This is a genomic window from Alteriqipengyuania halimionae (assembly GCF_009827575.1).
Lineage (GTDB): Bacteria > Pseudomonadota > Alphaproteobacteria > Sphingomonadales > Sphingomonadaceae > Alteriqipengyuania_A > Alteriqipengyuania_A halimionae.
This window is the reverse complement of record NZ_WTYR01000001.1, coordinates 1086572-1107000: the sequence shown is the minus strand read 5'-3', so window position 1 is coordinate 1107000 and position 20429 is coordinate 1086572. Positions and strand designations below refer to the sequence as shown.

Genomic DNA, 20429 nt, shown 5'->3' with positions numbered 1-20429 from the left:
CAGATAGGGCGTTCTATTGCACTGAAACCTAAGGGAAAAGTGGTGGACGCACTTGGGTTCGAACCAAGGACCCGCTGATTAAGAGACAAAATCAGCCCCCAAACGAACCCTAACCAATCAAAACGTCTAGCTTGCCTAAACACTAAGATTTGAGGGCTGTTGCGTGCTTTGTTATGCTCTGATACTAACACGGGGTAACGGGCCAAAACGGCCCGTTCTGTTACCCCAGTGTTACCCCAGTGGAGCATTTGAATATGGCGCGAGGCTTTACGACGAAGGGTGTGGAGGCGATCAAGCCTAACCTTGCCAGGCGGCAGGAATTACCGGACCCGGCCCTATCAGGATTGTATCTCGTTGTGCAGCCCGGCGGGACTAAGTCGTGGGCGTTGCGCTATCGTTTTGCTGGCAAGCCCGCGAAGCTTACACTGGGCCGCTGGCCCGTCATGGGCGTGGGAGACGCACGAGCGGCCGCAACGGATGCGCTGGAAGAGGTTGAGCACGGGCGCAATCCGGCGGTGGCAAAGAAGGCTGCCAAAGCCGATCAGCGCGAGGCCCAGCTTACCGAACGCGACAAGGTAAAAACGCTAGTCGAGCAATTCGACAAGCGGCACCTTTCCAATCTGCGCAGCGGGGCAGGGGTGCGCCGTGCGCTGGATGCGCACGTTGTGAAGGAATGGGGCGACCGTGACATTCACGAGATTACGAAACGCGATGTTATCGACCTGCTGGACAAGATTGTGGACAGCGGGCGACAAACGACTGCCAACAGAGTGCGTGCCTATACGGGAAAGTTTTTCAACTGGTGTGTGGAGCGCGATATTCTGGCCACCAATCCGGCCGCCGGCGTGAAGCCGGTGGCGAAAGAGGTTGCCCGCGACCGCGTGCTGACGGACGATGAAATCCGCTGGTTCTGGCAAGCCTGCGATAAGGTGGGTTATCCGTGGGGAGGCTTCGGAAAGCTGTCATTGTTGACGGGACAGCGGCGGCAGGAAGTTGCTGCCATGACCTATGCCGAGATTGAGGGCGATCTTTGGAGCCTGCCAGCCGAACGGGTGAAGAATGGGCGGGCGCATAACGTGCCGTTGTCGGAAGCTGCGCTAGACGTGCTGGCCAGTGTCCCGCGTATCGCTGGAAGCGGGCTTGTACTCACCACCACGGGCGACACGCCCGTCTCCGGCTTCGCCAAAGGCCATGACCGCCTTGCCAAGAAGATGGCCGAGATTGCATTCAAGGAACGCGAGGAGCCGGTCGAAATCCCGCATTGGACCTTTCACGATCTGCGGCGGACAGCGGCAACAGGAATGGCGCGGCTGGCCATTCCGGTGCGCGTGACAGAGGCTTGCCTCAATCACGTTTCCGGGACCGCTGCCGGTATTGTCTCGGTGTATCAGCGCCACGATTACGCGCCGGAAAAGCGGCAGGCGATGGAAGCTTGGGGGCGGTTCGTGACGGAGCTTGTCGAGGGCAAGCCAGATAACGTTGTGCGACTGGCGGAGGCAGGGTGATGATTGTGCCTAATGGATATGTGGCGCTTAAGGAAGCGAGCCGCGTCTTGCAGTCTGACTACGTTTATCCCGATAACACCATGCCCAATGGCTTTGACTTTGAGCATAGCGGCTGGACGGACGAGCTTTGGGCACTCGTGGGGCGGCTACCAATCGAGGGTGTAAACCCACGGGGAGACAAACTGGATATACCGCCCGGTGATCGTCGCGAAGCACCTTGGCGTGGACCAACGCAGGATTATTCGCCGCTTGAGAATGAATGGCTCGATCTTGGTGAGGGAAGGATTAAGTCCGGCGATTACGCTGGATGTATGATTGTCATTCCTAAAGCGGCATGGGCTGCGTATCTGAAAGAACGGGAAAGCGGACAAGCGCGTGCCACGGGTGGCAGGCCACGGCATCCTGCTTACGAGTGGTATAAGGCCAAAGCCTTCGACCGTGGAGGCAAAACTGTAAAAGAATTGCAGCGCGAAATGCCGGTGGATGCCAATGGCAACCCGCCGTCGGCAACTACAATCCACAAATGGGAGAACGAAAATAGCAAGAAACCCCCTGCACAAACTTAGGGAAAGGGTTTCTTAGTTTCTGTGTTGATGACGCGGTAAAATCCGTGCGTAGAAGAGGCTCCACGTTCTAACGCAATGAAAGGAAGCGTAACGTGGAAAGCAGACTTATAGGATCGGCCGCAGTCCGAGAAATGTGCGGTGGAATTAGTGATATGTCGATTTGGCGTTGGCTGAATGACGACGCCCTGAACTTCCCCAAGCCAATTTATATTTCCCGTCGCCGCTATTGGCGCGAAGCTGACATCCTTGACTGGATCAATTCGCGTGAGGTGGCGGCATGAGCATTCCTGACGATGTCGTCCCACACCTGGGCCATATCGCATCGAACCGAAAGGTGTTCATCCACGGGCACCCCAACGGAGCGCGTGTTTCGGTTGTTTGTGACGGGCAAGCTGGAAAGAGCAAACCGTTCGACAGTATTCACGACGCACGCCTCTACGCGTCCGGCTTGGCTGATGGCCTTTGCTGCCCTCTGATCGACTGGACGGAGGCCGCAGCATGAAAACAAAAAAAGAAACCCCCGGCGGTCAGGCCGGGGGCATCGGGAAGTCTCAATTCGATAAACAGGATGATACGAAAAACGCAGACCAAGCGCAAGAAGAAGCGGAAGTGCTCGCAGACCTTTCTGCTCTTATCCGAGAGCGATATGAAACTGCGCTGGCCGACGTGTCCGCGTGGAATCACCGTGTCGAAGTATGGCGGGCGAAGCATGGCCCAAAGCCTATCCCTGTGAAGGCCTTTAAAGAGCATCCCGCTTCGGACATGCTGTTGCTCCTAGCTCTTGGCGAGGATTGCGACTGGATCGATGAGAGCGCAATGCGAGGGCTTGTCAGCAAAGCTCTTGCATCGTCCAACCGCGATCTGCGTCGAAGCATTCCGTTTATGAAACGGGCAACGGCGGCAATGTTCGAGACAGCGACACGTGCCGCTAACCCCGCCGGAATGATGGCCCGCGCAGTCTTCAACTGCGGCATCACGAATATGTTAGGAATGCTGATCGAGCTTCGCACAGCAACCGACTTCTACGGATTGGAGCCGGATAAAGTCGCCGGTTGCATCCTCGTCCGCACCGCTGACGTGCAGGAAGGGGAGGGCGATGACTGACGATTTCGATCCCTCCGACTGGGAAGCTCTGTCCGAGGAAGAAGACGCCAGCGCGGAAAGTCAAAAACAGGACGCGCACGCTGCCAGGAGCAAAGCCGAACGGGCGGGCAAGTTTGCGTTCGTCGCCGCAGGCGATCTAACCCTTACTGCGCCAGATTTTCTCATAGACGATTGGATTGAGCGAGACGCCTTCGGCGTCATTTTCGGTCCGCCCGGCTGTGGCAAGACGTTCTTTGCGCTCGATCTGGCTCTATGCGTTGCGGCGGCGCTTGATTTCCACGGCCATGGTGTAAAGCCCGGCCCGGTTATCTATATCGCGGGCGAGGGACATGGCGGCATCGCACGTCGCCTTCACGCATGGGCAAGGCATCGCAGAGCATCGCTATCGGGAGTTCCGTTCTTCAAGTCCGTTCGGGCGGCACAATTTCTCAATGGGGATCATGCCGCCAAGGTGACAGAGGCGGTCTGTGAGTTGGCCGCCGTCCACGGCGCACCTGCTCTAATTGTGATCGATACCCTCGCCCGCAACTATGGCCCCGGGGACGAAAATGCCACTTCAGACATGAGTGCTTTTGTTGCCGCGATGGATAATTTGCGCGCTGAGTGGCCCGGTACGACCGTCGCTGTCGTGCATCATACTGGACATGAAAACACCAACCGGGCGCGAGGATCGATCGTCCTTAAAGCCGCTTGCGACTTTGAATATGCAGTAGCGAAGAAGGGACGCGGCATGTTGGAAATATCGTGCTCGAAGATGAAAGACGCGCCTGAGCGTCCGGCTGTCACGTTTGGTCTAGAGAGTATCGAACTGGGCGAGGCGGGTACATCGGCTGTGCTGGTGCCCGCCGTGATGGACGAAGCTACCGAAGGCAATAAGCCAAAGAAGCTTACCGCCAATCAAAAGCTGGGGCTCGATACCTACAAGGCAGCGGCAGCCGAAGGCGGTATTTGGCAGAAGGATGGCTTCGATGGCCTGCACGTAGATGAATGGCGCGAGGCATTCTATGCGCAAAAGACCGGCGAGAAGAAAAAGGCTTTTCAGCGTGTCCGTGAGCAGCTTCCCATTCTTGGCTTGCTCATTGAGGAAGGCTCGATCTTTAGGCCTGCCGATCCAGCTATTCAGCTTGAAATCGCTATGATGCGAAAGCCCCGCGAGGAAGTGGCATGAACGGGACACGGGACATTGCCGGGACATGTCCCCCTATTGTCCCCGTCCCGGGACACGGGACATAGGGGACAAGGGTCTATAGGCCCTGTCCCCTTGTCCCGCCTGGACCATCTTGATGCTTGGATGAGCGCGGGTTGGGTTCAGAACAAACCACCGCGATCAGGCCGCAAAGATTGAGCAAGAATCGAGGTGAATTTGCCCCCAATCAAACTCAACTCGCCACCTATTTTTTCTCCCCCGCTGCGCCTTATCTTTTGGCGCGACCGCAAAGCCTGTGGATAAGTGACTTGCTGATCGTCCATCAAAGCGTCTCGTTCCATAACGTACTGTAACAGGTCGATAATATAGCTTTTCAGTCGGGTGCGTATTATATCAGGGTAACGCACGGGTAACGAAAGGCCCCGAATTGCCCAAGGAAAGCGCCACTGCTGACAAGCCATTGCCCAACTTTGCTACCCGCAAAGGGACCGGGGCAGTGGTGCTTTGTGGTGTGGACGGCCGCAGTCTCATGGCGCGGCGGTTTCGTGAGATTCATGCAGGGATTGAAAGCGACCTTGGCGGCGATTTGACCGAAGCGCAGCGACACCTAGTCGCTCGGGCCGCAACGCTGGCAATCTGGTGCGAGGCAAGGGAAGTTGAACTTGCGGAAGGTGCTGAATTTGATGCGGGCGCATATGCCACCATCGCCAACGCCCTCCGCCGCTTGCTTGCCGATCTAGGCCTTGAACGCCGGGCGCGCGACGTGACGCCTTCAATTGCCGAGTATACCGCCCGCAAGGCAGCGGAGAAGGCGGCATGATTACGTTCTCCGAAGCCATGACGGACCCGCAGCTATTCGGGCCTTGGTTCGAAGGCGATAGCTGGGCCTGCCATTATGTGCTGGCGAAGGCCATGTTTGGCGAGCCGCTCGACGCTGACGAACTGGCGATCTTCACCGAACTTACCGGCCTTAAGGAAGCGCCTACGGAGCCTTGTAGCGAGGCCTGGATCATCGCCGGGCGTCGTAGTGGCAAAGACGTGTTCGCAGCCGCACTGGTGGCTTGGATGGCCGCTATATGGGCCGAATCTGCCGGGCTGACAAAGTGCCTGCAACGGGGCGAACGCGGCGTGGTGCAGCTTCTCGCCGTAGACCGGGAACAGTCGAAAGTCTGTCTCAATTACGTCCGGGGATATTTCGAACAGCCATTGCTTTCGCAGATGGTGGCCAAGATTGCGGCCGACGGGCTGGAACTGACGAACGGGCTGGCCATCGAAATCACCACGAACAACCTTCGCCGCGTTCGCGGTAGGACGGTGCTGGCCGCTGTATTCGATGAGGTGGCATTCTTCGCAGCGGAAGGCTCCGTTTCGCCGGACGTGGACGTCTATAATGCTGTGAAGCCTGCAACAGCGACCATCCCGGGGGCGATGTTGATCGGGATTTCTTCGCCATATGCACGGCGCGGATTACTCTTCAAAAAATGGAAATCGTACTATGGCAAACCCGGTCGCACGCTCGTGGTGCAGGGGCCGACGTGGGTTTTCAATCCGACGATCCCGCGCGACGGAGAGTTTCTGACTGCGGCGTTCAATGACGATCCGGTTGCCGCTGCCAGCGAATACGGCGCGCAATGGCGCTCCGATATCGAGGCATTCATTGCCCGCGAAGTAGTAGAGGCTTGCATTTCTCCCGGCATCCATGAGCGAGCGCCCCTTCCTGGCGTGCACCACGTTGGCTTCACTGATCCCAGCGGCGGCTCTGCTGACAGTTTCACGCTCGCCATTGCCCATGCCAGCACAGATGCCGAGGGCAATAGCGTAGCCGTGCTGGACGCGGTGCGCGAGCGCAAGCCTCCGTTCAATCCATCCCAGGTCATCGAAGACCATTGCGAACTGCTGAAAGCCTACGGCATCGATCGCGTCGTTGGAGACCGGTACGCCGGCGAGTTTCCGCGCGAACAATATCGCAAGCACGGCATCGCATACGAGCTGTCGGAGAAGGTTCGCAGCGACCTGTATCGCGAGCTTTTGCCCGCGCTCAATTCCGGGCGGGTGGACCTTTTGGACCATGACAAGCTCGTCAATCAAATCGTGTCGCTTGAACGGCGCGTACCTCGCTCCGGCAAGGAGTCGATCGATCATGCCCCCGGCGCGCATGACGACTTAGCGAACGCGGTCGCTGGTGCGGTGTGGTTGGCGATCGAAAAAAAATCTCGTGGCAGCGCATGGGTCGCCATTCGCTCCCGCAACCGCAAGTCCCCTAAACACGATCAAAGGAGTTACATCGCATGAAAACTGCAATTCACAATGTCAGCCCAAAGCTTCGCGGCTTCATCGCCGCAGCAAGCGGGCAACGCGCTAGCGCGGCAGTCTCCCGCGAAGATTTCGACGTGCTTGAAGAGAAGGTCGATGCGCTGTTCGCGGAGATCGACGAACTGTTCTCGCGCGAAAATCTATCGGCAGCAATTAGCGAAGCGCTCGCCCCGGTGCTGGAAAAGGATGCAGACAAGGATGGCAGCAAGGTCGCCAACCGTGGGCGCCAGCCGCGCGCCACCGGGCGCTTCAAGCTGCCCACGGACGACGACAAGCCCGAGCGAGCTGCCAAGGGCGGCTTCAAGCTGCCGGAAGCGGAGTAGGGGGCATGGCGACCATTACGCATACAGCGCCAGCCGCAGACGAGGTGAAGATCGACCGCACGATGGTGTTGGATCCTGCCGAGCTGTGGAGCGACATCGAAAGCTGCCCGGACTGGCCGATCGTGAGTGCGGCGAACCTCCAACATATGCAGATTGTGAAGGGCGAGGCGACTGCCGAAGCCCGGCTCGATACCATCGGGCGGCTGCTGAATGGCAGTGCTCGTCAGTTGCGGGAACCGACACAAAGCGAGCGGGAAGCCGAGTTCGATCGAGTGTTCGATCCCGCCAAGGCACCTCTCCCCCGTTGGCGGGGGCTTGGGCTGACGTTCGGGCCGCGCAAACTGCTGACCGAGGAAGACGCCAGTCTGATCGTGGAGGCGGCGCACCTCCGCGCCTACCTTCGCAAACTTTCTACCCATGAGGCCAAGCGTGCCGAGGAAGCCGAGCGACGGGAAATCGACCGGGCACAGCGCACCTTGGACGGTTACGCCGATCACCAGCGCCGTGACCTGGCCGAACTGAGCGACCTTTCGGAAGCTGCGGCACGGCACGAACAGCGGATTGCGGACGAACGAGCGTTTCATCGCGTGGCGGAAATTCGGCAGTCACTTAGCCGTGGCCATGACGAGGCAGCGCAGGCCGCTCGCGAGTTGGGCGTCAAACCGCCCGAAGCGCCGCAGGTCGATTGAGAATGCGCCGGGTGGAAGGTCCACCGTCCGGCCATAGGTGGCTTTTAGCTGCCGCGACCGGGAGGGGTACTCCTCTGCCTTTCCCGGTCACTTCCGGGGAATAGGATATGAGCAAATTTGTGAAGCGGGTGGAGCAAGTGGAGGCGGTCCGCTTTCGCGGCCTGACGGCATGGGGCGAGCCAATATTTGATGAGCGCCGCCCCCAATGGTTGGCAGAAGCATTGGAGCGCGACCGCAGCGAACGCGGGTCGGTCACTGTGCTGCGCGAGGATTGGAAGCCCGGCTTGGCTGTGTTTGGCCCCGGCGGTGTCAGCTTTTGTGGAGCGGGAAACTGGATAGTTCGCGGGCTCGAAGGCTCGCTTACAGCAATGTCACCGGAAGCGTTCGCGGCGCGCTATAAAGCGCTGCCCGAGCTTGTGGATGATGAGAAGGTGGCGGCGTGAGGCCTCAAGTCATAGCGGAGTCGGGCCGCGCTCGCTCTCAGCAGCCAACTCTGGAAGAGATCGATCTTGCAAAGAGGCAGATGCTTCTGACAGGCACCGTCGAGCCTCGTCTACGGCATGTTGTAGCAGCCCTTGAACGTCTTGATCGTGCGGGTATTTAAACGGACCGTTACTAAGGTCTCCTGCCCGAAGGTGCGATCCTCACATTCCTCAATTGCTTTTGTTGAAAACTCAGCTTTCCAGAAGCCCCCTTTGATGGGACGAAGGCTTTGGATACCAAATTCAGTCATTCGCAACTGCCCCTCTCTTGGCTGAAAACCATACTGGCCCGCCATACGGGGGGAGTCTACGCAAAAGCGAAGCGAAGCGAACATCAACGTTCTACTAGCGCCTAACCCAAGGCTCACTTGTCCGCTCCATCGTCATCACAAGCGTCATTTGCGTCAGGCAGCGTTCAATTGAGGCTAATTCGCAAACGGATCTACCGGGATATTTTGCTCAAGCTCGCGCAACCTATCTCGCTCATCGCGATCGTCCACCCAACTTCTTCTGCACTGTTTAAAGTCTTCCCAACGCCTATAAAGGCTCAGTGCTCTCAGAGAATCAATAATTGTCTCGCCTCGTGTGACGATGATGGCACTCGGCATGCCGTCGAAGACATTACTAACATGCTCAAAGTTTGAGGATATGGCAAAGCCGTTATTGATTGAATGGGCGGCATTTTCAAACCATCCGCCATCATCATTTGTCACTCTGATCACTCCGAGTTGGTCGCCAATTGAGATCGACCAAGAGGGATTTTGAAAAGCTACAAGTAGAGAATCTCCATCATCAAAATTAGGTTTTGTTTGTCTCACTACCATCATAGTGGAGCCACCAGCGCCTACGGCCTCCCACGAGCCAAAAAACTCACATGCTAAATCTGGGGTATCCGTGGCGATCCGCTCTTCGACGGTCGGCGCGTCGTCCGTTGACCTTAGGGTACCATCTTCGATCGCAGGAGCTTCAATGGGTAGGCCGTTTTCCGAAGTAGCCGCTTCCTGCGCAATCGACGGTGATGTGGCCAACAGCATGGCGAAGCTTGTCCAAATATATCGGTTCATGCGCAAACCCCCTTGTTCTCGCACTCTTAGATCGGGCTTTGAGAGTTGAGCAAGTTGGAAGATTGATAACAACAGCTTGCAAATTCGTTCCTGCTTCGTTCTTTAGCAAGAGATGAGTAGCAAGCGCCTGACCAGCCTCTCCGACTATGCGCGGCACGGATATAAACTCAGGCTCGATTGCGAGTGCGGGCGTGTGGTGTTGCTGGACCCGCGTAAGCTTCTACAAGCCTGCTACGACCGCCGAATGCCGCACCATCTGGAAGCAGTGACGCCGAGGCTGCGTTGCTCAAAATGCGGAATGCGCCCGCACAGGATCGGGCCGGGTTTTGGAGAATAGCCGGTTCAGTCCCCCCGCTATAGACTTTAATCACCGCGCACCCGCACTTTGAGCTGGTCGATACGACGGGGTAGCTTCAGCATTTGGCAGCCAGCCGGAGGGAGGGGTGATCCCATGGCTCTCCCGGCTTTTCCTCAATCTAAAGGGGTTTCGGCGGACTTTATCTTAGTTTCAACGCCTGCATCTTTCGCGATGTCCATGCATAGCTGACGAAAGCTATATTCGCCCGGGCTACCATAACGACCGACTTCCGACTCCGCAGACTCGAACTCGGCCACAATCGCCTTGACGTGTCGTTCGCTGATAGCTCCGCTCTTTCTCAGGCCGGAGACGATCGCCCGTAAAGCTTCGCGGGTTGAAACGTCCATTTCATCACCCCCCATGGTTGGGCAAATTGAGGACGTATCACGCCTTGAAGTCAATGCGTTAGCAATCTGTGCGACTGTTACCCCAAACGTTACCCCAATAGAAAAACCCGCCGAGGGGCGGGGTGAAAGCTCGCCTAAGTGCTTGAAAAAATGGTGGACGCACTAGGGTTCGAACCTAGGACCCGCTGATTAAGAGTCAGCTGCTCTACCAACTGAGCTATGCGTCCACTCGGGCTTTCGCCGCGACCCGGTCGGAGTAGCCGGAAAGGCTCGCTCTCGAATCGGGGAGGCGCTCATATAGCGGGCATTTCAGCGCTGCCAAGTGCCTGCGTGCGAGAAAGTGAAATCAGTAGCGCCGGCGGGACTGGGTCTTGCCCCAGTGATCGACGGCCATCAGCGTCCCGATACAGATCATCACCGTCAGCATCGACGATCCGCCATGGCTAAGGAAGGGCAGGGGAATGCCCACGACCGGAGCGAAGCCCATCACCATCAGCAGGTTGATTGCGGCGTAGAAGAAGATCGTGAATCCCATCCCAATTGCGAGCAGCCTGCCGAAGCGATGCGGCGCGCGATGCGCCACGCGCAGTGCCCAACGCAGCATCAGGCCGTAGCAGGCGATCACGAACATGCCGCCGAGCAGTCCCCATTCCTCGGCCATGGTGGCGAACACGAAATCGGTATGCGCCTCTGGGAGATAGGCGAGGTGGCTCTGCGATCCATCGCCAAAGCCCTTGCCCGTGATGCCGCCCGATCCGATCGCGATCTTGGACTGGGTGATCTGATAGCCTTCGCCCAACGGATCGCTTTCGGGCGCGAGGAAGGTCGTGACGCGGCTCTGCTGGTAGGGGGTTAGGACCAGTGTATAGACGAAGGGCAGGGCAGCAGCAGCGGCGCCGCCGGTCACCAGGAACCATTTGAGCGGAGCACCTGCGATGAAGACGATCACGACGCCGCTCGCGACGATCGCCAGCGTCGTGCCGAGATCGGGCTGGGTCAGTACGAGAGCGCATGGCAAGGCAACCAGGATCATGGCGGGCGCGATCCCGCGCAGGGTTCCGACGAGGCCGGGAGGCAGCGTTGAATAGAACCGTGCCAAGACGAGGACGATCGCAGGCTTCATCAATTCGGACGGCTGCAATTGCATGAAGCCCAAATCGATCCAGCGCTGGCTGCCACCACCGGTAAAGCCGATCGCTTCCACCACCATCAGTAGCAGGAGCAGCGCGACGTAGACCGGGTAGGCCATGAAGCGATAGACCGCATCGCTGAAGCGCGACATCACCAGCGCCATCACCAGCGCCACGCCGAAACGCATGAGGTGCTTGGCGGCATAGGGCTCCCAGCTGCCACCCGCTGCCGAATGGAGGACAGCAGCACCGAACCCGGTCACCGCGATCAGCAGCAGCGTGATCTTCCACGGCCAGCCCAACAGGCTTTCGGGGACGACGGGTGCCGCCATCAGTCGTCACCTGCCGTGGAGGCAGACGTGCGGGGGGCGGGCGAGGGCGAAGGTGCCGGCGTGCCGGCTGCCGGGCGCGCGGCAGATGAGTCGCCTCCGGCGCCGGGATTGCCATTGGTCGCCTCGGGCTTGAAATAATTGTCGCTGGCACGGGTTTCGGCCGAGCCTTCGATCGCATTGCCCTGCTTGGCCGACGCCACGAAGCCGGGGGCGCTTCCGCCACCGGGGGGAAGGGTCTCTCCCGCCGCTGCAGCAGCCGCGCGGTACTTCGCTGCGAGGCGCGCCTGCGCGGTACCGCCCCAGGCTTTCTCGTAACCGTGGAGCAATTCGAGCGCCTTGTCGGGATCGTAAAGGAAGGTGAGCACGTCGCGCGCGACGGGATAGGCCGCGCCCGAGCCGCCGCCGTGCTGGATCGTCACCGCGCAGGCATAGCGGGGATTGTCGAACGGGGCGAAGCACATGAAGTGTCCGTGGTCGCGATATTTCCACGGGCCGGACTTGCCGTCCGAAATGTTGAGGCCAACGACCTGCGCCGTCCCGGTCTTGCCCGCGAGCAGGACGTTATCGATCGGCAACCGTGCCCGCCCGGCGGTGCCCGGCCCATTGACGACGTCGCTCATCGCCTGGCGGATGTAGGCGATCTGTTCGGCGTTGAAGCCCAGGCTTTCGAATTGTGGCTTCTTGTCGCTCGCAATGATGCGTGGCATCACCTTGCGCCCCATCGCGATGCGCGCCGACATGACCGCCACCTGCAGGGGCGAGGCGAGCATGTAGCCCTGGCCGATCGTCGAATTCACCGTGTCATAGGCCTGCCATTCGCGATCGTACTTCTTGCGCATCCATTCGGGGCCGGGGACGGTGCCGTAATATTGATCGACGAACGGGAGCGGGAATTCCTGCCCCATCCCCAGATCCTTCAACTCTGCGGTGATCGGCGACATCCCGACCTTCTGCGCGAAGTGATAGAAATAGGTATCGCACGACTGGTAGATGCCCTTGGCCATATCGACCGTGCCGTGTCCGCCGCGTTTCCAGCAGCGGAAATACCGGTTGCCGACCTGCAGGCCGCCACCGCAATAGACCGTCTCGTTGGGGTCTAGACCGGCCTTTAGAAATGCCAGCGATACGCCGGGTTTCACCGTGGAGCCCGGCGGGTAGAGCGATCGAAGAGTCTTATCGAGGAGCGGTTTGTGATCGTCCTCGTTGAGCATCGAATACTCGACCCGGCCGATGCCGTCGGAGAAGGAATTCGGATCGAAGGACGGCATCGATGCCATCGCAAGGATATCGCCGGTGACCGTATCGAGCACCACCACCGCCCCGCTTTCCGGGCCCAGGCGACGCGCGGCGTAATCCTGCAAGGCCGCGTTGATCGTGAGCCGCAGCGGCGCGCCCGGCGTATCCTCGCGGGTTTCGAGCTCGCGCACGATCCGTCCGCTGGCGGTCACTTCGGTCCGGCGCGCGCCAGGCTCCCCGCGAAGCCGTTCTTCGAACTGCTTTTCCAGCCCGTCCTTGCCGATCTTGAAGCCGGGCGTGACGAGCAGGGGCGGCTTGTCTTCGGCTTCGTATTCTTCCTTGTTGGCAGTCCCGACATAGCCGAGCAGGTGACCCACCGCCGGGCCGGTCGGATAATTGCGGGTATAGCCCTGCTGCGCGACCACGCCCGGCATATCGGGCAGCCGCACGCTGATCGCGGCGAAACGCTGGTAATCGAGGTTCGACGCGACTTCGACCGCCTGGAAACCGTTCGATTGCTCGATCCGGTCGCGCAGATCGGTCATCTCGGTATCGGAAAGCTTGAGCACGCTGGCGAGCTGATCGAGCGATGCCTCGCGCCGGTCGCCCATCCGTTCGGGGATCAGGTCGACTCGGAAATCGGCGCGGTTGGCAGCAACGGGGGTGCCATATCGATCGACGATCGCCCCGCGCCGCGGCGGGATGAGCGACAGGTTCACCCGGTTGCTTTCCGAAAGGACTTCGTAGCGCTCGTTTTCGGCCACGCCGATATAGGCCATGCGACCGACCAGCAGCAGACCGACACCGGCCTGAACCGAACCGATGATGACCGAGCGCCGGTCGAAGACGTTCTGCAACGACGCGCCCGTGGGCGGCGGAGAGAACGAGCGGGGACGGCGGCGACGGAACATCAGGCGATACGACGGAGCTTCAGGACACGGATACGGTCGAGGATGCCGACCAGGCGATTGACGATGGGATAGGCGAGCAAGGTCAGCAGGACCTGCGGACCGAGCACCATTACGGCGCCAAGATCGGCCGGATTGGCGATCACGGCGCCGAGCGCGAGATAGGCAATCGCGATCGTCGACGCGATGATCCATTCCTGCAGAAAGCCGCGCCACAGCAAGCGCATCTCGATCAGTTCGAGCGCAATCATCGTCAGCGAGAATAGCAATATAGCGCAGCCCAATGGCTGGCCGCTGAACAGATCGTTCCACATCCCCAGCGGCAGTCCCGCCCAGATGGGGAGAAGGCCGGGGCGCAACTGGCGCCAGGCGATCAGCATCAGCAGCGCGAGCGGCGGTACCAGCGGAGCGGACGTGATGATCGGGAGCAGGGGCGTGAGCGACGCGATCGCGACACTGGCCCATGGCATACCATATACGAGCAGCGGCCAGGGCGCATACCCGATCCGTCCGCCGGCGTGTCGCCGCTTGACCTTGCTGCGAACGGCAACCGCCATCATTCGAGCTCGGCGGAAGCTTCGGGGTCGAACACCGGATCGACGGTGACGAACTCGGTTGCCGCCGGGTTGCTGAGCACTTGCGCCATCGCTCCGTCGGACAGCAATTCGATTACCACCGCGACGGGTATATTGGGCGAGTAATAGCCGCCCGATCCGCTGGTTACGAAAATGTCGCCCGGTTTGAGAGGATTGATCGTCAGGTCGATCAGCTTGATCCGCACCGTGCCATCGCTTTCGCCTTCGGCAAATGCGGTCAGGCCGTCTTCGGCGCGGCGGACTGGAACGGTGCTTTGCCGGTCAGTCACCAGCAGCACGCGGGCGGTGTTGCGCCCGGTTTCCAGCACCCGGCCGATCAGACCGCGCTCCGAGCGGACCGGCATGCCGCGCTCGACGCCCTGGCTGCTGCCCGCAGACATCGTGGCGAAACGCCGCGTACTGGACGAGGTAGAGCCGATCAGGCGCGCGCTGACGATCGGTTCGCGATCGTCCTCGTAGAGGTTGAGCAATTCCTTGAGGCGCCGGTTCTCGGTTTCGACCGCTTGCAATTCGGCAAGCCGCACGCGAGCGGTGGCGAGGTCCTTTTCGAGGCGCCGGTTCTTGCTGCCAGCCTGGAAATAGGCCTCGATTTCGCCGAACAGGTTTTGCGACGTCGAGCGTCCGCCCGCGCCGGCAACCGCGACGGGACGCACCACGTCGCCCGCAGCGCCGCGGGCGCTTTCGAAACGATCTTCCCGCGTCCACGACAGGACCAGCAGCGTCACGCCGATCGCCGCCCCCAGGATCGCGACGACCCAGGCGGTGAACTTCGAATACTGTTCCTTTCGCGAGAAGCCGATGCTTCTACGGGTGAACGATGCCATTGCTTGGCGCTGCTCCTGTTGCGGCCGGCGTCCGACCGGGACGGGCAGACGCCGACGGTATTCGTTACTGCGTCATCAGGACGCCGTGGAAGATCGCTTCCTCCATCGCCCGGCCGGTGCCGACTGCGACGCAGGTAAGGGGATCTTCGGCGACCGTCACCGGCAGGCCGGTTTCCTCGCGCAGGTACTCGTCGAGCCCGCGGATCAGCGCGCCACCGCCGGTCAGCACTATGCCCTGGTCGACGATATCGGCGGCCAGTTCGGGGGCGGTGTTTTCCAGTGCGATGCGCACGCCTTCGACGATCGCGCCGATCGGTTCGGCCAGCGCTTCGGCAATATTCGCCTGGTTGATCGTGATTTCCTTGGGCACGCCGTTGACGAGGTCGCGACCCTTCAGCGTGAACTGTTCGCCCACACCGTCTTCCGGCACGACCGCGCAGCCAAAATCCTGCTTGATCCGCTCTGCCGTGGCATCGCCGATCAGCAAATTGTGGTGGCGACGGACGTAGGAAATGATCGCTTCGTCCATCTTGTCGCCGCCGACGCGGACCGAGGTAGTGTAGGCCAGACCGCGCAGCGACAGCACGGCGACTTCGGTCGTCCCGCCGCCGATATCGACCACCATCGAGCCGACCGGTTCGGTTACCGGCATGTGCGCACCGATCGCAGCAGCCATCGGTTCGAGGATCAGGTAGACTTGGCTCGCCCCGGCGTTGGAGGCGGCATCGCGGATCGCGCGGCGTTCGACCGAAGTCGAGCCCGACGGCACGCAGATCGTGATTTCGGGGTAGCGGAACATAGAGCGCGAACCCGTGACCTTGCGGATGAAGTGCTTGATCATGTGTTCGGCGACTTCGATGTCGGCGATCACGCCATCGCGCAGCGGGCGGATCGCTTCGATCGAATCGGGCGTCTTGCCCATCATCATCTTCGCGTCTTCGCCCACCGCCTTGACGACCTGGATGCCGTTCAGGGTTTCCATCGCCACCACAGAAGGCTCGTTGAGCACGATGCCCTGGTCCTGCACGTAGACCAGCGTGTTGGCGGTACCGAGGTCGATCGCGATGTTGGGGGCGCCGAATTTGAAGAGGTTGCCGAACCAGCTCATGTAATCAATCTATCCAGTTGTTATCGCCCGCCAATTCGCGAGGAATCATGACGCGGTGCGAGAGGGTTCCCGTAAGGAGACGCGCTCTAGCGCAAGATTGTTCCGAATTCCAAAGGATTCGGGCAGTTCGCCGGTGATTATCCGCACCTGCGGACTGACTTCGCGGCGAGGCGGGGTTATGTTGCGACGGCATGCCTAAGATCCGTCGTCTTCCCGAACACCTGGTCAACCGAATCGCCGCAGGCGAAGTCGTCGAGCGTCCGGCCTCGGCGCTCAAGGAACTGGTCGAAAACGCGATCGATGCCGGCGCGACGCAGATCAGCGTGAAGCTCGAGGGCGGAGGACGCGACGCGTTCGAAGTTATCGACGACGGGTGCGGCATGTCGCCCGACGAGATGGCCCTCGCGCTTGAGCGGCATGCGACCTCGAAACTGCCGGAGGAACTCGTGGGAGACGATGCCGCGCTCGAACAGGTGCGCACGCTCGGCTTCCGCGGGGAGGCGCTGCCCTCGATCGCCAGCGTATCGCGCTTCACGCTCGAAAGCCGGGTGCGCGGGGCGGAAGGCTGGCGACGCGTGATCGATCACGGGATCGAGATCGAGGATGGACCCGCCGCGCTGCCGCCGGGCACACGCGTGCGGGTGGAAAACGTGTTCGCCAAGGTGCCCGCGCGGCGCAAGTTCCTGCGCACCGAGCGTAGCGAATACGGCGCGGTGATGGATGTGATGCGCCGCTTGGCCATGGCCCGGCCCGAGATCGGCTTCACCGTCGAGCATGCCGGCCGGCGCCCGCTGTCACTGCAGCCGGGGCAGGGGCAGGCCGAGCGCGTTGCCCAGATCGTGGCCAAGGAACTGGCGCAGGATGGCGTCCGCCTCGATTTCGAGCGCGGCGAAGCGCGGCTCACCGGCGTGGCTGGCCTGCCGACCTTCAATCGCGGGGTGGCCGACCACCAGTATCTGTTTGTGAACGGGCGCCCGGTGAAGGACCGGCTGCTCTCGGGCGCAGTGCGCGGTGCCTATGCGGATATGCTGGCGCGCGATCGGCATGCGGTGCTCGCCCTGTTCCTCGATCTCCCGCCCGAGGATGTCGACGTCAACGTTCACCCGGCCAAGACCGAGGTCCGCTTCCGCGATCCCGCCGCGATCCGGGGGATGATCGTCTCCGGCCTGCGCCGCGCTCTCGATATGGGCGATCGCCGCAGCGCGCAGGCACCCGCTGCCGACGCAATGGGGCGCTGGCAGGTCGAACCGGGCTACGACGCCGAGACCGGCGAAGTGCGCGAATCGGCTACATCGGGACTGGCCGAGGTCTCGCCCGCGCTGCATTCGCTATTCACCGGGCGCGACCGCGGTGCGGGGGGCTCCGGTTTCCGCGAACCGCGCGTCGAATATGCCGCCGAACGGGGCAGCGCCTTCGCCCTGCCGCAAGGCCGGGCCGAGGAAGCGCAGCCGATCGCGGCGGATCAGGATTACCCACTCGGCATCGCGCGCGGGCAGGTCGCTAACACCTATATCGTCGCCGAAGCCAGCGATGGGCTGGTGCTGGTCGATCAGCACGCGGCGCATGAACGCCTGACGCTTGAACGGCTCAAGGCGGCGGGGGCGGAGGCCAAGATGGCGCAATCGCAGCCGCTGCTGATGCCCGATGTGATCGAGCTCGACGAAGCCGATTGCGACCGCCTCGAAAGCGCGATTGACAAGATGGGCGAACTCGGCCTGGTGATGGAGCGCTTCGGCCCCGAAGCCATGCTGGTGCGCGCCATGCCCGCCGCCCTCAAAAAGGCAAAGCCCGAAGCCCTGGTGCGCGACATTGCCGACGACATCGCCAAGCACGGTGAAGCCCTGTTGCTGGGCGAAAAGCTGGACCTCGTCCTCGCCACTATGGCCTGCCACGGCTCGGTCCGCGCCGGCCGCGTGCTCCGCGTCGACGAGATGAACGCCCTGCTGCGCGAAATGGAACGCACCCCGCGCTCCGGCCAATGCAATCACGGCCGACCGACCTGGGTGAAGCTGTCGATGGACGATGTCGAGAAGCTCTTCGGGCGGCATTAGAGCGGGCTAGCGCGCGCCCTTGTTGAGCAGCCCTCACTCATTAAAAGCGATAGCGGACATTCCGCTAACCACCCCATGGCGGACGTTCCCTGAGCTCAACCCTCCGCGTCTGGGATAGGGCCGCCCTTAGACCGTCAGTTTCCAGTGCGATGATCCCAATTTCAAGATAATCGTCTAATTTTGAGGTCGCTTCCTATCTTCAATCGCCGCTTCGGCATGTTGGCGAGCAAACCGTATCGTCTCTGCTCAGTGCAGTGGGTTGATTTGCTTCTCGTTCGGTAGCCCGCGGAGCCTCCATCCTCCATGCTTCGGCAGCCTTGGCGGCGATATGGACAAAGGGTGGTTTAGGGGGAGTTTCAGTTGACGGGCCTGTGCAGCGCCAATTCGCTGCACTGAAGTGCACAGACTGTTACTTCTCGCGACCTGAACTCATGTGCTCTAGGCCGCGAACGACCCCTGCTTTCTGCGTCGGCTTCGAAGCATTGGTTTTCACCTTTTCAGCCTTCGGCTTGCGAATTTCGCGATTCGATTTCTTCTGCGATTTTGCCATCGGATATTCCTCTCAACGGGTGGTATTGGGGGCTGCAATCAAGGTTTAGGCGTCGATCAATTCGCGATCACTCAAAGGTGATGACAGGGGCATCCTTGGCGTCTTTCCGGGAGCGCGGTATTGGTCAGCAGCCGGAGATGCGATGTGGTTTTCGAGCAGCGAGAGGATTTCGGTCTCGTGTTCGGCATCAAATTTGCGCGCAAAGAGATCGGTGCTGCACCGCAATTCTTCGAAATCGCTCTCTTCATAATTGCGCGGACGCAGCTTGATGTCGCCATCGGGCACCCAATCGATCATTCGCAGATCATCGTTCATCACAATTCCGTGGCCAGCGCTGTTCATCATCACGGTCTGAAAGAACGCTTCATCTGCAATAAAGCTGTTGCGGTAGAAGACCTTGAAGCGATCTACTCGCCGATCATGGCAGACATATTCGCAGAAGCTGCGGGTTACGGCTTTCCATTGCGTGCCGATAAATGGCGTGTCGCCAAGCATGTATGGGCGCGCCACGCCGGTCGCTGTCATCTTCCCATGTTCCTCAATGAACATGTGGCTGATGCGGTTCATCGTGTCGGGACGCTCTTTTGCCTGATCGAGCGCACGTATGAACTGCTTGCCGGGATTGGCGGCGAAAAACTGGCGGATGTAATTTTGGCTCTTGAGCGGAAAATCCTGCCCGGAAAGGTTGATATAGTGGCTCCACTGGCTGTCCATTTCGAGCAGACGCGTCATCCCTCTAAGCTCAGCCTCCACGAGACTATAGCCGCCCCACAGGGCATCTCGTGACTCGAGCAATTCGGCTCCCTGATAGGGTTTGAGAAAGGCCGAAATATCGCGTTCGAGTTCTTCGCCAGAGCTCTTGTCGACATGGACGACGTACTGATTGCCCGGAAGATAAATCGCCGTGAACAAGCGTTTGAACTGTGCCGGATAGCGGTGAACGAGAAGGAAATAGGCGATCATCGAGCAGCTCCTTCGCATCGCTCGTGCCTGGCTGTCTAAACCCCGGACACAGCGATTGCGTTTCCTGTCTCAGGAAAGCCAATCAAATGAAATTCTGATTGTGAAGAGACACCGCCAGACAGGACTGCGACGACTGAATCGTAGTGGCGTGACCACTAGATGGCGCTGCTATTCGTAGGTTACAAGGCTTTGCCTATCGAACAACATTTGCGCATCGCCGGAAACCGATACCGAGGCATCCGAATGTCCACCATTCCATTCGTGCGGCTGATACCTGCCGTTGCGCAATTGGTCTGGTATTACGCCTTTTTAAGTGCTGCTAGCGTTTGATAATGGCACATGCTGTTCGGGCAGCATTAGCGATTTCAGCCGCCCGCCGCGTCCGGATCCCGCACTGCGACCATACCGTTGCTGACCATCTGCATGACCTTCACGTCGTCCTGGTTGAACACCTCGACCCGGCTTTTGTAGAGGCCGAGCGTGGGGTTGGACTGGCTCCGGCGCTTTTCGAGCACTTCGGTTTCGCAGCGGAGCGTGTCGCCGGGGTAGACTGGGCGGATCCAGCGCAGATTGTCGATCCCAGGGGAGCCGAGGCCGGCTTCCTGCCGCTCGGTCAAATCGTCGACCAGCATCCGCATCATCATCGCGCAGGTGTGCCAACCGCTGGCCGAGATGCGCCCGAAATGGGTTTTTGCCGCCGCCTCGTTGGAAAGGTGGAAGGGCTGCGGATCATAGCGGGTCGCGAAGTCCTTCACCTCTTCGGCGGTCACTTCGTAAGAGCCGAACGCGCGATGGCTGCCGACTTCGATATCTTCGTAATAGAGCATGGAAGC

The 20429-nt window shown here is 60.3% G+C and carries 24 protein-coding genes and 1 tRNA gene; 12 read left to right on the top strand and 13 right to left on the bottom strand.

The genetic code is table 11. The annotated features are described in order from the left end of the window. The first annotated feature begins 254 nt into the window (after positions 1 to 254). The 6 genes from GRI68_RS05385 (at position 255) to GRI68_RS05360 (ending at position 4343) form a co-directional block, all read left to right on the top strand. Positions 255 to 1505: a tyrosine-type recombinase/integrase gene (locus GRI68_RS05385; RefSeq protein ID WP_160616287.1), complete on the top strand. Its 1251-nt coding sequence runs from the start codon at positions 255 to 257 to the stop codon at positions 1503 to 1505. After that, positions 1505 to 2071 (top strand): hypothetical protein, encoded by a 567-nt coding sequence (locus GRI68_RS05380; protein ID WP_160616286.1) that lies wholly within the window; start codon positions 1505 to 1507, stop codon positions 2069 to 2071. The genes GRI68_RS05385 and GRI68_RS05380 overlap by 1 nt, the downstream gene beginning before the upstream one ends. Positions 2072 to 2163: 92 nt before the next feature. After that, positions 2164 to 2352 (top strand): helix-turn-helix transcriptional regulator, encoded by a 189-nt coding sequence (locus GRI68_RS05375; protein ID WP_160616285.1) that lies wholly within the window; start codon positions 2164 to 2166, stop codon positions 2350 to 2352. After that, a complete protein-coding gene (locus tag GRI68_RS05370) occupies positions 2349 to 2573 on the top strand; it encodes a hypothetical protein (RefSeq protein WP_160616284.1) in 225 nt (74 codons plus the stop codon). Before GRI68_RS05375 ends, GRI68_RS05370 begins: the two co-directional genes overlap by 4 nt. Next, entirely contained in the window at positions 2570 to 3175 is a 606-nt protein-coding gene (locus GRI68_RS05365; RefSeq protein WP_160616283.1) for a hypothetical protein, read from the top strand. The genes GRI68_RS05370 and GRI68_RS05365 overlap by 4 nt, the downstream gene beginning before the upstream one ends. Then, a complete protein-coding gene (locus GRI68_RS05360) occupies positions 3168 to 4343 on the top strand; it encodes an AAA family ATPase (protein WP_160616282.1) in 1176 nt (391 codons plus the stop codon). The genes GRI68_RS05365 and GRI68_RS05360 overlap by 8 nt, the downstream gene beginning before the upstream one ends. A 140-nt stretch (positions 4344 to 4483) precedes the next feature. Here the strand turns inward: GRI68_RS05360 and GRI68_RS05355 are convergent, their stop codons facing one another. Beyond that, positions 4484 to 4645 (bottom strand): hypothetical protein, encoded by a 162-nt coding sequence (locus GRI68_RS05355; protein WP_160616281.1) that lies wholly within the window; start codon positions 4643 to 4645, stop codon positions 4484 to 4486. 104 nt (positions 4646 to 4749) lie between these two features. Between GRI68_RS05355 and GRI68_RS05350 the strand changes: the two genes are divergently transcribed. From GRI68_RS05350 to GRI68_RS05330, 5 genes are all read left to right on the top strand, one after another. Then, on the top strand, positions 4750 to 5142 hold the full coding sequence (locus tag GRI68_RS05350) for a hypothetical protein (protein WP_160616280.1): 393 nt from the start codon (positions 4750 to 4752) through the stop codon (positions 5140 to 5142). After that, positions 5139 to 6614, top strand: a complete 1476-nt coding sequence (locus tag GRI68_RS05345; protein ID WP_199799718.1) for a hypothetical protein — start codon at positions 5139 to 5141, stop codon at positions 6612 to 6614. The genes GRI68_RS05350 and GRI68_RS05345 overlap by 4 nt, the downstream gene beginning before the upstream one ends. Further along, positions 6611 to 6958 carry a hypothetical protein gene (locus GRI68_RS05340; RefSeq protein WP_160616279.1) on the top strand — a complete coding sequence of 116 codons (348 nt, stop codon included), beginning with the start codon at positions 6611 to 6613 and terminating at the stop codon, positions 6956 to 6958. The genes GRI68_RS05345 and GRI68_RS05340 overlap by 4 nt, the downstream gene beginning before the upstream one ends. Before the next feature lie 5 nt (positions 6959 to 6963). After that, positions 6964 to 7647, top strand: coding sequence for a hypothetical protein (locus GRI68_RS05335; RefSeq protein ID WP_160616278.1), 684 nt, complete (start codon positions 6964 to 6966; stop codon positions 7645 to 7647). A 107-nt stretch (positions 7648 to 7754) separates the two neighbouring features. After that, entirely contained in the window at positions 7755 to 8090 is a 336-nt protein-coding gene (locus GRI68_RS05330) for a hypothetical protein (RefSeq protein ID WP_160616277.1), read from the top strand. A 110-nt stretch (positions 8091 to 8200) separates the two neighbouring features. Here the strand turns inward: GRI68_RS05330 and GRI68_RS05325 are convergent, their stop codons facing one another. The 9 genes from GRI68_RS05325 to GRI68_RS05285 all read right to left on the bottom strand — a co-directional run bounded on the left by GRI68_RS05325 (position 8201) and on the right by GRI68_RS05285 (position 16032). Further along, positions 8201 to 8425 carry a hypothetical protein gene (locus GRI68_RS05325; protein WP_160616276.1) on the bottom strand — a complete coding sequence of 75 codons (225 nt, stop codon included), beginning with the start codon at positions 8423 to 8425 and terminating at the stop codon, positions 8201 to 8203. A 129-nt stretch (positions 8426 to 8554) separates the two neighbouring features. After that, on the bottom strand, positions 8555 to 9193 hold the full coding sequence (locus tag GRI68_RS05320) for a hypothetical protein (protein ID WP_160616275.1): 639 nt from the start codon (positions 9191 to 9193) through the stop codon (positions 8555 to 8557). Positions 9194 to 9664: 471 nt separating this feature from the next. Next, positions 9665 to 9913, bottom strand: coding sequence for a hypothetical protein (locus GRI68_RS05315; protein WP_160616274.1), 249 nt, complete (start codon positions 9911 to 9913; stop codon positions 9665 to 9667). A gap of 136 nt (positions 9914 to 10049) precedes the next feature. Continuing rightward, positions 10050 to 10125, bottom strand: a tRNA-Lys gene (locus GRI68_RS05310). 119 nt (positions 10126 to 10244) lie between these two features. Then, positions 10245 to 11360 carry a rod shape-determining protein RodA gene (rodA, locus tag GRI68_RS05305; RefSeq protein WP_160616273.1) on the bottom strand — a complete coding sequence of 372 codons (1116 nt, stop codon included), beginning with the start codon at positions 11358 to 11360 and terminating at the stop codon, positions 10245 to 10247. Continuing rightward, entirely contained in the window at positions 11360 to 13507 is a 2148-nt protein-coding gene (gene mrdA / locus GRI68_RS05300; protein WP_160616272.1) for a penicillin-binding protein 2, read from the bottom strand. Before mrdA ends, rodA begins: the two co-directional genes overlap by 1 nt. Next, on the bottom strand, positions 13507 to 14064 hold the full coding sequence (gene mreD, locus GRI68_RS05295) for a rod shape-determining protein MreD (protein WP_234028722.1): 558 nt from the start codon (positions 14062 to 14064) through the stop codon (positions 13507 to 13509). Before mreD ends, mrdA begins: the two co-directional genes overlap by 1 nt. After that, the gene (gene mreC / locus GRI68_RS05290; protein ID WP_160616271.1) at positions 14061 to 14924 is read right to left on the bottom strand and encodes a rod shape-determining protein MreC; all 864 of its coding nucleotides are present in this window, start codon (positions 14922 to 14924) and stop codon (positions 14061 to 14063) included. The genes mreD and mreC overlap by 4 nt, the downstream gene beginning before the upstream one ends. Before the next feature lie 64 nt (positions 14925 to 14988). After that, entirely contained in the window at positions 14989 to 16032 is a 1044-nt protein-coding gene (locus GRI68_RS05285) for a rod shape-determining protein (RefSeq protein ID WP_160616270.1), read from the bottom strand. A 191-nt stretch (positions 16033 to 16223) separates the two neighbouring features. On the opposite strand from GRI68_RS05285, the gene mutL reads away from it, so the two are divergent. Next, positions 16224 to 18083 carry a DNA mismatch repair endonuclease MutL gene (gene mutL, locus GRI68_RS05280; protein ID WP_160616269.1) on the top strand — a complete coding sequence of 620 codons (1860 nt, stop codon included), beginning with the start codon at positions 16224 to 16226 and terminating at the stop codon, positions 18081 to 18083. A 409-nt stretch (positions 18084 to 18492) separates the two neighbouring features. Here mutL and GRI68_RS13615 read toward each other — a convergent pair whose 3' ends face one another. The 3 genes from GRI68_RS13615 to GRI68_RS05270 all read right to left on the bottom strand — a co-directional run bounded on the left by GRI68_RS13615 (position 18493) and on the right by GRI68_RS05270 (position 20423). Further along, entirely contained in the window at positions 18493 to 18633 is a 141-nt protein-coding gene (locus GRI68_RS13615) for a hypothetical protein (protein ID WP_199799717.1), read from the bottom strand. A gap of 45 nt (positions 18634 to 18678) precedes the next feature. After that, entirely contained in the window at positions 18679 to 19596 is a 918-nt protein-coding gene (locus GRI68_RS05275; protein WP_160616268.1) for a beta-1,6-N-acetylglucosaminyltransferase, read from the bottom strand. 365 nt (positions 19597 to 19961) lie between these two features. Next, positions 19962 to 20423, bottom strand: coding sequence for a MaoC family dehydratase (locus GRI68_RS05270; RefSeq protein ID WP_160616267.1), 462 nt, complete (start codon positions 20421 to 20423; stop codon positions 19962 to 19964). Between the last annotated feature and the right edge of the window lie 6 nt (positions 20424 to 20429).